Here is an 11996-nt window from a genome sequence, read left to right on the forward strand (position 1 = left end):
AACGGAACCGGCCGAACCGGAAGACGTCACTCCGCCGGATGCTGGCGTGAGACCTGGGTGTCGATCCTGCGGCGTTCCCGGCGCAGCACAACGATGCCACCGGCCGCGAGGGCCAGGGCAAGAACGGGTATGATGAATTCATAGAGCGTCATGGATCGCGCTCCTCCTTCTTCAGATACCCTAGTATATAGTGCGAAACGCCGTGCAATACCAGTCCGGCGAGGCCCCACCACAGGGCGGAGGCCGCCATGCCCGGTGCGGCCCCGGTCAGCGGGCGCAGGATCGCGAAGCCGATCAGACCCAGCGCCAGCGCATTGGTGAAGGTCGAGAACAGCTTCACACGCTCGTTATAGACCAGGATCGCGTCCCGGGGCGGGCGGGGGCGGCGCAGGCCCATGGGGCGTTTACTGCTGCGCCAGCTTGGCGGCGACGATCTGGTTCACGGCCTTGGGGTTGGCCTTGCCGCCCGTGGCCTTCATCACCTGGCCCACGAACCAACCGGCGAGCTTGGGATTTTCCTGCGCCTTGGCGACCTGGGCGGGATTGGCGGCGATGATCTCGTCCACCGCGGCCTCGATGGCGCCGGTGTCGGTGACCTGCTTCATCCCGCGCGCCTCGACGATCTCGGCCGGATCGCCGCCCTCGGTATAGACGATCTCGAACAGGTCCTTGGCGATCTTGCCGGAAATCGCGTCGGCCTTGATCAGCTTGATGATCCCGGCCAGTTGCGCCGGGCTCACTGGGCTTTCGGTGATGTCGTGGTCTTCCTTCTTCAGCCGCCCGAACAGCTCGTTGATCACCCAGTTCGCCGCGAGCTTGCCATCGCCTGCCTCCCCCGCCACGGCCTCGAAATAGGCCGCGTTGGTGGTGTCGGCGGTCAACACGCTGGCATCGTAATCCGACAGGCCGAACTCGGTGATGAACCGCGCCTTCTTGGCATCGGGCAACTCGGGCAGGGCGGCGGCGATATCGTCGACCCAGGCCTGCTCGATCTCCAGCGGCAGCAGGTCGGGGTCGGGGAAGTAGCGGTAATCATGCGCCTCTTCCTTGGAGCGCATGGACCGCGTCTCCCCCTTGTCCGGATCATAGAGCCGGGTTTCCTGGGTCACGCTGCCGCCGTCCTCGATGATCGCGATCTGGCGGCGCGCCTCGTATTCGATGGCTTGCTGGATGAACCGGAGGGAGTTCATGTTCTTGATCTCGCAGCGCGTGCCGAGATGTGAGAAATCCTGGCTCGCCTGGTATTTCTCGTAATCCCCGGGGCGGCAGACCGACACGTTCACATCCGCGCGCAGGTTGCCGTTTTGCATGTTGCCGTCGCAGGTGCCGAGGTAGCGCATGATCTGGCGCAGCTTGCTGACATAGGCGGCCGCTTCCTCGGGCCCGCGGATATCGGGGCGGGAGACGATCTCCATCAGGGCCACGCCCGTGCGGTTCAGGTCCACGAAGGACATATGCGGGTCCATGTCGTGGATCGACTTGCCCGCGTCCTGTTCCAGGTGAATGCGCTCGATCCGCACCACGCGCGCCGTACCATCGCCCAGCTCGACCAGCACCTCGCCCTCGCCCACGATGGGGTGGTAAAGCTGGCTGATTTGGTAGCCCTGGGGCAGGTCCGGATAGAAATAGTTCTTGCGGTCGAAGGCCGAGGTCAGATTGATCGCCGCCTTCAGGCCCAGCCCCGTGCGGACCGCTTGCGCGACGCATTCCTCGTTGATCACCGGCAGCATCCCCGGCATGCCCGCATCCACGAACGCGACGTTGGAATTCGGCTCCGCCCCGAAGCGGGTCGAGGCGCCGGAGAACAGCTTGGCATTGGTGGCGACCTGGGCGTGTACCTCAAGCCCGATCACCAGTTCCCAATCCTCCCGCGCGCCTGCGATGACCTTGGGTTTCGGGGTCTCGTATGTGAGGTCGAGCATGGGTCCGTCTCCGCCTGTTCCGCCCGCGGTTTTAGGGGAGGGCAGGCGGCGGGGCAAGGCGGATTGCGGCGCCCGTGCGGCCCGCCATGGGCCGGTTTCCGCCCGTGCGGAAATTGGGGGCTGGCGCGGGCCGGGTTTGTCGGGGAATCCTGCGCCCGACGAAACGGTTCGGGACTTGGACATGCGAAAACTGGCAGGGGCGCTTGTGGGGCTTGGGCTCTGTGTTCTGGCAGGGTGCAGCACGGGCAGCACGGCGCGAGACGGCGGGGGCGGCACCGCCGATCTGCCAGTGGCACAATGGGATTTCCGCCCCGACAGCGACCAGCTGACCCGCGCGGCCCTGGATGCGCTGTCGAGCCACGGCGCGGCGCTGCCGCTGGTCACACCTGCCGATGTGCGCCAGTGGTGCCCGGCTTACCTCGACGCCGACCGGGCGGATCGCGAAGCGTTCTGGGCCGGGTTCCTGTCGGCGCTGGCGAAATACGAGAGCACCTGGAATCCAAAGGCCGTGGGCGGCGGTGGCCGGTGGTTCGGGCTGACCCAGATCTCGCCGGCCACCGCGCGGGGCTATGGCTGTGCCGCGGCGACGGGCAATGCGTTGCTGGACGGTCCCGCGAACCTCGCCTGTGCGATCCGCATCATGGCGGTGACCGTGCCGCGCGACGGGGTGATCGCGGCGGGCGGGGCCGGGGTGGCGGCCGATTGGGCGCCGCTGCTCAGCCCGCCCAAACGCGAGTCCATGCGCAGCTGGACCGCGGCTCAACCCTATTGCCAGTAACCCTGCGCATCCCCTGACCGCGATCGGGATGGACGCCCGGCAGGGCTTGGCCTACCTTTGATCGGCACGAGGGTCGCTGGGAGGAGGCTGGGTGCTCGATTTTTCCCATAACCCGTGGTTGGTCGCGGCCTCCCTGGCGGTTGCGCTGATGGCGGGCTTCACCGGGCTGTCCCTGACCAAGGGCGCCTCGACCCTGCCCGCGGGGCCGCGCAAGACGCGGGTGGCGATGGCGTCGGTCGCCCTGGGCGGCGGCATCTGGGCCATGCATTTCGTCGCGATGCTGGGCCTGCAACTGCCGATCCTGTTCTATTATGACCCGCTGATCACCCTGATCTCGGCGCTGGTGGCGATCCTGATCGTCGGCGTGGCGCTACTGGTGCTGCATTTCCTGCCGCGCCGCGCGCTGACGATCTCGGCGGCGGGGCTCTGTGTCGGGCTGGGCATTCCGGTGATGCATTATATCGGCATGTCGGGGATGCGCCTGTGCCAGCCCAGCTATTCGGTCGCCGCGGTGATGGAGGCGGGCCTGGCCTCGGTAGTGTTGTCCATGGGCGCGATCTGGATCGCTTATGGCGCGCGCACCTATCGCAACATCCTGCTCGGCACGCTCGGCTTCGGCTTTGCTGTCTTCGCGGTGCATTTCGTCGCCATGTTCGGCACCGATTTCAGCGCCGTGCCCGGGGCGGCGGCGGCCGGCCCGTTGATCAGCAACGCGACGCTTGCGCTGATCGTGGCGCTGATCGCCTTCGTGATCTGCGGTGCGTTCCTGTTGTCCAGCGTGACCCTGCTGCCGCAGGCGGAGGCGCGCGCCCAGGCCCCGGCGCCCGGGGCTGAGGCGGAAATGCCCGCGCCGGAGGCGGAGATCCGGAAAATCCCCTATGAGCTCGATGGTCGGACATTCTTCATCGACAGCCGCCAGGTCGCGGCGATCCGGGCCGAGGGCCATTACACCGTCCTTTACCAGGACGAGCGCAAGCTTTTCTGCCCCTGGTCGATCTCCGAGGCCGAGGCGCGGCTGCCCCGGGGGCAGTTCGTCCGCGCCCATCGCAGCTACCTCGTCAACCCGGGCCATGTCACCGGGTTCGAGCGCAAGAAGGACAACGGGGTGGTGTTCTTCGACGCGCGTAGCGCGCTGGAAAAGGTCCCCGTGAGCCGCTCGCGCCTGCAGGACGTGCGCACGGCCCTCGGCCTCGTCTGACACGCACCTTCCCCACGGATCGCTGAAACCCGGGCCCGGATCGCGCGCGGCGCGCCCATCGCAACTCGTGCGCGTATTTCGCATTTCGTGAAACGACCCGCGTTTTCGGTGTGTTGCGCCTCCTCCTGCGGCAGGCGGTCGCACTACGCTCAGCCTCAGCGAGTATGAACCCGCGTCAGACGGGTCAGCCAGTTGGGAGGAACACCACATGATACCACCGGCCTTTGAATACCATCGGCCGACGGACCTCGCGTCCGCGGTGAGCGTTTTGCAGGAACACGGCGACGAGGCGCGCTGCCTCGCGGGCGGGCACAGCCTGATCCCGATGATGAAGCTGCGCATGGCCGCGGTGGAACACCTGGTCGATCTGCAGGACATCGCCGAGCTGCGCGAGATCCGGGTCGAGGGCGGTCGGGTGACCCTGGGGGCCATGGTCACGCAACACGCGCTGATCACCTCCGACGCGCTGGCCTCCGCCGCGCCGCTGCTGCGCGAGGCGGCCGAGCAGATAGCCGACCCGCAGGTCCGCTACATGGGCACGGTGGGTGGCAATGTCGCCAATGGCGATCCGGGCAATGACATGCCGGGGCTGATGCAGGCGCTCGATGCGACCTTCACCCTGATGGGGCCCGAGGGTGTCCGCGAGGTGGCGGCGCGCGACTTCTTCGAGGGCGCCTATACGACCCTGCGGGAGGACGAGGAAATCCTCACCAGGATCGCCTTCGATGCCCATGCTAAGGGCTACGCCTATGAGAAGCAGAAGCGCAAGATCGGCGATTATGCCACCGCCGCCGCCGCGGTCCTGATCGAGAAGGACGGCACGGTCGCGGGCAATGTCGACATCGCCATGACCAACCTGAGCGACACGCCGGTCTATTCCGCCGCCGCGGGCGCTGCGCTGGTCGGCACGAGTTGCGACGCGGAGGCTGTCAAGGCCGCCGTCGCCGCGATGCTCGAAGACATCGACCCGATGCCCGACAACCGCGGGCCGGTGGAATTCAAACGCCATGTTGCGGGCGTCATCCTGGGCCGGGCCATCGCCCGGGCCTGGTCGCGCGCATAAGGGAGAGCAGACATGAGCAAGATGCACATCAAGATGACCGTGAACGGCAAACCCGAGGAAATGCTCGCCGAGCCGCGCGAATTGCTGATCTACACGCTGCGCGAGCGGCTCAACATCACCGGGCCCCATGTGGGCTGCGAGACCTCCCATTGCGGGGCCTGCACGGTCGAAATGGACGGCAAGTCCGTGAAGGCCTGCACCGTGTTCGCCGCCCAGGCCCACGGGGCCGAGATCACCACGGTTGAGGGGCTGGGGGATCCCGATAACCTCCACGTGCTGCAGCGGATGTTCAAGGAGCATCACGGGCTGCAATGCGGCTACTGCACGCCGGGGATGATCACCCGCGCGCACCGGCTGCTGCAGGAAAACCCGAACCCGACCGAGGAAGAGGTCCGCTTCGGCATGGCCGGGAACCTGTGCCGCTGCACCGGGTACCAGAACATCGTCAAGTCCATCCTGGCCGCTGCCGCCGAGATGAACGCTGCCAAGGAGGCCGCGGAATGAACGACATGACCCCCCCCACCCGCGAAGAGCGGGTCGAAAAGCTCAAGGGCCTGGGCTCGTCGCGCAAGCGGGTCGAGGACGCGCGCTTCACCCAAGGCAAGGGCAACTATGTCGATGACATCAAGCTGCCGGGGATGCTGCACGGCGATTTCGTGCGCTCTCCTTATGCCCATGCCCGCGTGGTCTCGATCAATGCCGAGGCGGCGCTGGCGCTGCCGGGGGTGATCGCGGTGCTGACCGCCAAGGACCTGGAGCCCTTGTCGCTGCACTGGATGCCGACGCTGGCGGGCGACAAGCAGATGGTGCTGGCCGACGGCAAGGTACTGTTCCAGGGTCAGGAGGTCGCGTTTGTCGTGGCCGAGGACCGCTATATCGCCGCCGACGCGGTGGAGCTGGTCGAGGTCGAGTACGAGGAACTGCCCGTGCTGGTGGACCCGTTCGAGGCGCTGAAATCGGACGTGGTGCTGCGCGAGGATCTGGAGCCCGGTGCCGACGGCGCCCACGGGCCGCGTCGCCACCATAATCATATCTTCCTGTGGGAAGAGGGCGACAAGGCCGCGACGGAGCAGGTGATCGAGAACGCCGAGGTCGTGGTCGAGGAAATGGTCTACTACCACCGCACCCACCCGTGCCCGCTGGAGACCTGCGGGTCGGTGGCGTCCATGGACAAGGTCAATGGCAAGCTGACGCTCTGGGGGACGTTCCAGGCCCCCCACGTGGTGCGCACGGTCGCGAGCCTGCTGTCGGGGATCGAAGAGCATAATATCCGCGTCATCTCGCCGGATATCGGCGGGGGCTTCGGCAACAAGGTCGGGGTCTATCCGGGCTATGTCTGCTCCATCGTGGCCTCCATCGTCACGGGCAAGCCGGTGAAGTTCATCGAGGACCGGATGGACAACCTGATGGCCACGGCCTTTGCGCGCGACTATTGGATGAAGGGCAAGATCTCCGCCACCAAGGAGGGCAAGATCACCGGGCTGCACTGCCATGTGACCGCCGACCACGGCGCGTTCGATGCCTGCGCGGATCCGACCAAGTTCCCCGCCGGGTTCTTCCACATCTGCACCGGCTCCTATGACATTCCGGTCGCCTATGTCGGCGTGGACGGGGTCTATACCAACAAGGCGCCGGGGGGCGTGGCCTATCGCTGCTCCTTCCGGGTGACGGAGGCCGCCTATTTCATCGAGCGGATGATCGAGGTGCTGGCCATGGAGCTGAACATGGACGCGGCCGAGCTGCGCCGGATCAACTTCATCCGCAAGGAGCAGTTTCCCTATACCAGCGCGCTTGGCTGGGAATATGACAGCGGCGACTACCACACCGCCTGGGACAAGGCGCTGGAGGCCGTGGACTACAAGGGCCTGCGTGCCGAGCAGGCCGAGCGCGTCGAGGCGTTCAAGCGCGGCGAGACGCGGAAACTGCTCGGCATCGGCCTGACGCATTTCACCGAGATCGTCGGCGCGGGCCCGGTGAAGAACTGCGACATCCTCGGGATGGGCATGTTCGACAGCTGCGAGATCCGCATCCACCCCACCGGGTCGGCGGTTGCGCGGCTGGGCACGATCAGCCAGGGGCAAGGGCATGCGACGACCTTCGCGCAGATCCTCGCCTCGGAAACCGGCATCCCTGCCGACAGCATCACCATCGAGGAGGGCGACACCGACACCGCGCCCTACGGTCTCGGAACCTATGGCTCGCGCTCGACGCCCGTGGCGGGGGCCGCCACAGCGCTTGCGGGGCGCAAGATCCGGGCCAAGGCCCAGATGATCGCGGCCTACCTGCTGGAGGTCCACGACAACGACGTGGAATGGGACGTGGACCGCTTTGTGGTCAAGGGCGCGCCGGAGCGGTTCAAGACGATCCAGGAGATCGCCTATGCCGCCTATAACCAGGCCATCCCGGGCGTCGAGCCGGGGCTGGAGGCGGTCAGCTATTATGACCCGCCCAACATGACCTATCCGTTCGGGGCCTATATCTGCGTGATGGAGATCGACGTGGACACCGGCGAGCACGAGATCCGGCAGTTCTATGCGCTGGACGATTGCGGCACCCGGATCAACCCGATGGTCATCGAGGGGCAGGTGCATGGCGGGCTGACCGAGGCGCTCGCCATCGCCATGGGCCAGGAGATCGCCTATGACGATATCGGCAACTGCAAGACCGGGACGCTGATGGATTTCTTCATCCCGACCGCGTGGGAGACGCCGAACTACACCACCGACTTCACCGAGACCCCGAGCCCCCATCACCCGATCGGGGCCAAGGGCGTGGGCGAGAGCCCGAATGTCGGCGGGGTTCCGGCGTTCTCGAACGCGGTGCATGATGCCTTCCGCGCCTTCGGGCTGCGGCAGAGCCACATGCCCCATGACCACTGGCGGATCTGGAAGACCGCCAATCAACTCGGCCTGCACGGATAGGAATGGCGGGGTGAACCCCGCCCTACACCTTCGGGGGTAGGGTGGGGTTTTCCCCTCCATCCAGGCAAGGAATGACAGACTGGACATCTCTTCAGACCGCGATGGCGGATCACGGCTATGTCGCCTCCGACGACCTGGCCATGGCCCTGCATATCGCCCGGTCGCTCGGGCGGCCATTGCTGCTCGAGGGCGCGGCGGGTGTCGGCAAGACCGAGGTCGCCCGCGTGCTGGCGGCGGTCGAGGACACGCGCCTGATCCGGCTGCAATGCTACGAGGGGCTCGATGCCTCCCACGCGATCTATGAATGGAACTATCCGCGGCAGTTGCTGGCCATTCGCGCCGCCGCCGAGGACGGCGAGAGCGCCCGGGCGGCGGAGGCTCGCGTCTTCTCCGAGGACTACCTGCTCGAACGCCCCCTGCTGGCGGCGATCCGGCAGGACACGGCCCCCGTCCTTCTGATCGACGAGATCGACCGCGCGGATGAGGAGTTCGAGGCCTATCTGCTCGAGGTGCTCTCGGAATTCCAGGTCACCGTGCCCGAGCTCGGCACGCTCACCGCGGTCACGCGACCCACGGTGATCCTGACGGCCAACGGCACGCGGGATCTCAGCGACGCGCTCCGCCGCCGCTGCGTCTATGCCTATGTCGACTATCCCAGCCGCGAGACGGAACTGTCGATCCTCCTCGCGCGCTGCCCCGAGATCGCCGACCACCTGGCCGCGCAGATCGTCGGCTTCGTGCAGGCGGCGCGCCGCGAGGACCTGGAGAAGAAGCCGGGCATCGCCGAGATGCTGGATTTCGCCGCCGCCCTGTCGGGCCTCGGGATAGCCGATCTGAACGACGACCCGGTGGTGCTGGGCGCGACCCTCGCCACCCTGCTGAAAACCCGCCAGGACCGCGACACCCTGTCGGTCGAGGTGGCCCATCGGCTCGCGGGGAAGGCGGCGTGAGCCGTACGACCCGCTTTGCCGCCCGCGATGCCGGGCCCGCCGCGCGCATGGCCGGGTTCATGGCCCATCTGCGCTCCCATGGCCTGAGCCTCGGCGTCGGGGCTACCGAACTGGGGATGGAGGCGCTGGCTTGCGTCGACTGCACCCGCCCGGCCACGGCCCGCGCGGCCCTGCGCGCGGTCTGCGCGGGCAGCCAGGCCGAAGCCGCGCAGTTCGACGCCCTCTTCGATGCCTACTGGCTCAATGGCGGGCGCGTGCGCACCAGGGCTGTCCCGAGCCCGGCGGTCCCGACGCCCGAGAACAGCTCGTCCGAGCTGTCCGAGGGCGCCTCTCAGGGCGGGCGCGGACAGGCCGAAAGCCCCGATGGGGGCGACGGCGAGGCGGACGCGGATGGCGAGGGCAAGCTCGTCGCCTCCGCCGTGGCGAACCTGATGAAGAAAGACCTGCGCGACCTGGTCTCGGCCGCCGATATCCGCGCCGCCGAGAAAGTGGCCGAACGTCTGGGCCGGGCCCTGCGCGACCGCCGCTCCCGCCGCCGCAAGGCTGCCGCGAAGGGGCAGGGGCTGGACATGCGCCGCACCCTGCGCCGGGCCCTGGCCACCGGGGGCGAGCCCCTGCGGCTGGCGCGCCGCCACCGCCCCGACCGGCCCGTGAAGATCGTGGCACTTTGCGATGTCTCCGGCTCCATGACCCTCTATGCCCGCGTGTTCCTCGCCTTCCTTGCGGGGCTGATGCGGGCCGATCCGGCCTCGGATGCGTATCTCTTTCACACGCGGCTCGTGCGCATCACCCAGGCCCTGCGCGATGACGACCCGATCCGGGCGCTCAACCGGCTGAGCCTGCTCGCGGACGGGTTCGGGGGCGGCTCGAAAATCGGCGCGGCGCTGGAGCAGTTCGCCGCCACCTATGCCCGCCGCTTCGTCGACGGGCGCACGGTGGTGCTGATCCTGTCGGATGGCTACGACACCGCCGAGGCGGGCGATACCGGGGCGGCCCTGGCCCGGCTGAAAAAACGGGGGTGTAAGGTGATCTGGCTCAACCCGCTGAAATCATGGAAAGACTACGCACCGGTGGCGGGTGCGATGGCGGCGGCGATGCCCCATCTGGACCTGTTCCACCCGGCCGCGACCCTGGCGGATCTCGCCGCACTGGAAACCGAATTGGGAGGGGTGTGATGGACCCGTTGGACCGCGACATGGAGGCGCTGCGCGCCGAAGGCCGCGCCTTTGCCGTGGCGACCGTGGTGCGCACGCTGGAGGCGACCTCGGCCAAACCCGGGGCCAAGGCGCTGATCTCCGCCGAGGGCGAGATCCTCGCGGGCTGGGTCGGGGGTGGGTGCATCCGCGCCGCCGTGGGCCGCGCCGCGCGGGAGGCCGTGGCCGATGGCGCGACGCGCTTTCTGTCCCTGCGCCCCGAAGAGGTGCTGGAGGCCGAAGGCGTCGCCCCGGGGGAGGAGCGCGCAGGCATCCGCTTTGCCCGCAACGGCTGCCCGTCCAAGGGGTCGATGGATGTGTTCATCGAACCGGTTCTGCCCCGCCCGGTGCTGCAGATCTGCGGCGGCGGCCCGGTGGCGCAAGCGCTCGCGCGGCTCGGGGCCGGGTTCGATTTCGACCTGGCCCTGGCCGCGCCGGGCCTCGCGGCAGACGAAGCGCCCGCGGGCGTCCGCCTGTCCGACAGCTACGCTTTCGACACCTGCGCCGACGCGGCCCGGTTTCTGGTGGTGGCGACCCAAGGCAAGGGGGACGAGGCGGCGTTGCGCGCGGCCCTGTCGGCGGGCGGGGCCTATGTCGCCTTCGTCGGCTCGCGGCGCAAATTCGCCACCCTGCGCGCCCGGCTGGCGGCGGACGGGGTGCCGCCGGAGGCGCTGGACCGGGTGAAGGCCCCCGCGGGGCTCGACATCAAGGCGATCACGCCCGAGGAAATCGCCCTGTCGATCCTGGCGGAAATCGTCGCCACCCGGCGCAGTGCGCAACGGGACGCGCCATGACCGGCTGGGTGACACGACTGCTCTGCAGGCTCCGGCCCAACCCGGCCCAGGCCGAAGTGCTGAGCCGGATCAAGTTTCCCTGCTGCTGAGCGCCGACGTCAGTAGAGCCCGGCGGTCCTGCCGCGCAGGGCCACCAGCGCCAGCACCGTGTCGATGGTCGGCGTGGGCGTGTCGGTCAGACGGCCCAACTCCTGCACCGAGCCCACCAGCGCGTCGATCTCCATCGGCCGCCCCTGGTCGAGGTCCTGCCACATCGACGTGCGGTGCGCCCCCACGGCGGCGCCGCCATCGATGCGCTTCTCCACGTCGATGGGAAACTTGACGCCCAGCTTCTCGGCGATCTCCTGCGCCTCCAGCATCATGCCGCGTGCCACGGCGCGGGTGCCCGGGTCAGTGCACAGCACGTCGAGCGTGGCATGGGTCAGCGCCGAGATCGGGTTGAACGACAGGTTCCCCCAGAGCTTGACCCAGATCTCGTCGCGCAGGCGCGGGCGCACGGGCGCCTTGAGCCCCGCCGCCGAGAGCGCCTTCGAGAGCGCCATGGCGCGTTCGGATCTCGACCCGTCGGGCTCGCCCAGCGAGAACCGGTTGCCCTCGATATGGTTGATCACCCCCGGCTCGATCACCTCGGCGGCCGGATAGACCACGCAGCCCAGCACCCGGTCCGGGCCGAACCCGTCCCATTGGGCATTGCCCGGATCGACACTCTCCAGCCGCGTGCCCTCCAGCTCGGTGCCGATCTTGTGGAAATACCACCAGGGCACCCCGTTCACGCCAGAAACGATGGTGGTGTCCGGCCCGATCAGCGGCTGCATCTTCGGCACCACGGGCGGGACCGAATGGGCCTTGAGCGTGACGATCACGTAATCCTGCGGGCCCAGTTCCTCGGGATTGTCCGACGCGGTGACCGCCACGTTGGTGCGCTGGTCGCCCTCCTCGATCAGCGTCAGCCCGTTTGCCTTCATCGCCGCCAGATGCGGGCCGCGCGCCACGAGGCTCACATCCGCCCCCGCCTGCGCCAGTTTCACGCCCATATAGCCGCCGATCGCCCCGGCGCCGAACACACAGATTTTCATTGATTTTCCCCACGCACGCACCCCGGCGCGCGTCCTTCTTCTTTTGTGCACAAATACTCCCGCCGGAGGCGTCCCGAAGGTGCCCCCGGCGTAGAGGTCAG

The 11996-nt window shown here is 68.0% G+C and carries 12 protein-coding genes; 8 read left to right on the forward strand and 4 right to left on the reverse strand.

What is annotated here, in order from left to right; genetic code table 11:
- Positions 1-26 precede the first annotated feature (26 nt).
- The 3 genes from PVW48_RS04795 to gatB are packed head-to-tail and all read right to left on the reverse strand — an operon-like array spanning position 27 to position 1922.
- Positions 27-152, reverse strand: coding sequence for a hypothetical protein (locus PVW48_RS04795; RefSeq protein WP_274580503.1), 126 nt, complete (start codon positions 150-152; stop codon positions 27-29).
- Positions 149-397, reverse strand: a complete 249-nt coding sequence (locus PVW48_RS04800; RefSeq protein ID WP_012177878.1) for a hypothetical protein — start codon at positions 395-397, stop codon at positions 149-151. The genes PVW48_RS04795 and PVW48_RS04800 overlap by 4 nt, the downstream gene beginning before the upstream one ends.
- A gap of 7 nt (positions 398-404) precedes the next feature.
- A complete protein-coding gene (gatB, locus tag PVW48_RS04805; protein WP_274580504.1) occupies positions 405-1922 on the reverse strand; it encodes an Asp-tRNA(Asn)/Glu-tRNA(Gln) amidotransferase subunit GatB in 1518 nt (505 codons plus the stop codon).
- A 181-nt stretch (positions 1923-2103) separates the two neighbouring features.
- Here gatB and PVW48_RS04810 point away from each other — a divergent pair, with 181 nt between their 5' ends.
- The 8 genes from PVW48_RS04810 to PVW48_RS04845 all read left to right on the forward strand — a co-directional run bounded on the left by PVW48_RS04810 (position 2104) and on the right by PVW48_RS04845 (position 10819).
- A complete protein-coding gene (locus PVW48_RS04810) occupies positions 2104-2700 on the forward strand; it encodes a transglycosylase SLT domain-containing protein (protein WP_274580505.1) in 597 nt (198 codons plus the stop codon).
- Between the two features lie 91 nt (positions 2701-2791).
- A complete protein-coding gene (locus PVW48_RS04815) occupies positions 2792-3898 on the forward strand; it encodes an MHYT domain-containing protein (RefSeq protein WP_274580506.1) in 1107 nt (368 codons plus the stop codon).
- Positions 3899-4106: 208 nt separating this feature from the next.
- The gene (locus tag PVW48_RS04820) at positions 4107-4961 is read left to right on the forward strand and encodes an FAD binding domain-containing protein (RefSeq protein ID WP_274580507.1); all 855 of its coding nucleotides are present in this window, start codon (positions 4107-4109) and stop codon (positions 4959-4961) included.
- A gap of 12 nt (positions 4962-4973) precedes the next feature.
- Entirely contained in the window at positions 4974-5465 is a 492-nt protein-coding gene (locus PVW48_RS04825) for a (2Fe-2S)-binding protein (protein WP_274580508.1), read from the forward strand.
- Positions 5462-7882 carry an aerobic carbon-monoxide dehydrogenase large subunit gene (locus PVW48_RS04830; protein ID WP_274580509.1) on the forward strand — a complete coding sequence of 807 codons (2421 nt, stop codon included), beginning with the start codon at positions 5462-5464 and terminating at the stop codon, positions 7880-7882. Before PVW48_RS04825 ends, PVW48_RS04830 begins: the two co-directional genes overlap by 4 nt.
- A 71-nt stretch (positions 7883-7953) precedes the next feature.
- Positions 7954-8832: an AAA family ATPase gene (locus PVW48_RS04835; protein WP_274580511.1), complete on the forward strand. Its 879-nt coding sequence runs from the start codon at positions 7954-7956 to the stop codon at positions 8830-8832.
- The gene (locus PVW48_RS04840; RefSeq protein ID WP_274580512.1) at positions 8829-10007 is read left to right on the forward strand and encodes a vWA domain-containing protein; all 1179 of its coding nucleotides are present in this window, start codon (positions 8829-8831) and stop codon (positions 10005-10007) included. The genes PVW48_RS04835 and PVW48_RS04840 overlap by 4 nt, the downstream gene beginning before the upstream one ends.
- Complete coding sequence (locus PVW48_RS04845; protein ID WP_274580513.1) at positions 10007-10819, forward strand: XdhC family protein; 813 nt, start codon at positions 10007-10009, stop codon at positions 10817-10819. The genes PVW48_RS04840 and PVW48_RS04845 overlap by 1 nt, the downstream gene beginning before the upstream one ends.
- Before the next feature lie 98 nt (positions 10820-10917).
- Here PVW48_RS04845 and PVW48_RS04850 read toward each other — a convergent pair whose 3' ends face one another.
- Positions 10918-11895, reverse strand: a complete 978-nt coding sequence (locus PVW48_RS04850) for a 2-dehydropantoate 2-reductase (RefSeq protein ID WP_274580514.1) — start codon at positions 11893-11895, stop codon at positions 10918-10920.
- Positions 11896-11996 lie beyond the last annotated feature (101 nt).

It is taken from the genome of Dinoroseobacter sp. PD6 (genome assembly GCF_028807315.1).
Taxonomy (GTDB): Bacteria; Pseudomonadota; Alphaproteobacteria; order Rhodobacterales; family Rhodobacteraceae; genus Dinoroseobacter; species Dinoroseobacter shibae.

Excerpts from the sequence above, each read along its gene's own strand:
- PVW48_RS04795 (WP_274580503.1), bottom strand. The coding sequence starts at position 152 with ATGACGCTCTATGAATTCATCATACCCGTTCTTGCCCTGGCCCTCGCG.
- gatB (WP_274580504.1), bottom strand. The coding sequence starts at position 1,922 with ATGCTCGACCTCACATACGAGACCCCGAAACCCAAGGTCATCGCAGGC.
- PVW48_RS04845 (WP_274580513.1), top strand. The coding sequence starts at position 10,007 with ATGGACCCGTTGGACCGCGACATGGAGGCGCTGCGCGCCGAAGGCCGC.
- PVW48_RS04850 (WP_274580514.1), bottom strand. The coding sequence starts at position 11,895 with ATGAAAATCTGTGTGTTCGGCGCCGGGGCGATCGGCGGCTATATGGGC.
- PVW48_RS04835 (WP_274580511.1), top strand. The coding sequence starts at position 7,954 with ATGACAGACTGGACATCTCTTCAGACCGCGATGGCGGATCACGGCTAT.
- PVW48_RS04800 (WP_012177878.1), bottom strand. The coding sequence starts at position 397 with ATGGGCCTGCGCCGCCCCCGCCCGCCCCGGGACGCGATCCTGGTCTAT.
- PVW48_RS04830 (WP_274580509.1), top strand. The coding sequence starts at position 5,462 with ATGAACGACATGACCCCCCCCACCCGCGAAGAGCGGGTCGAAAAGCTC.
- PVW48_RS04810 (WP_274580505.1), top strand. The coding sequence starts at position 2,104 with ATGCGAAAACTGGCAGGGGCGCTTGTGGGGCTTGGGCTCTGTGTTCTG.
- PVW48_RS04820 (WP_274580507.1), top strand. The coding sequence starts at position 4,107 with ATGATACCACCGGCCTTTGAATACCATCGGCCGACGGACCTCGCGTCC.
- PVW48_RS04825 (WP_274580508.1), top strand. The coding sequence starts at position 4,974 with ATGAGCAAGATGCACATCAAGATGACCGTGAACGGCAAACCCGAGGAA.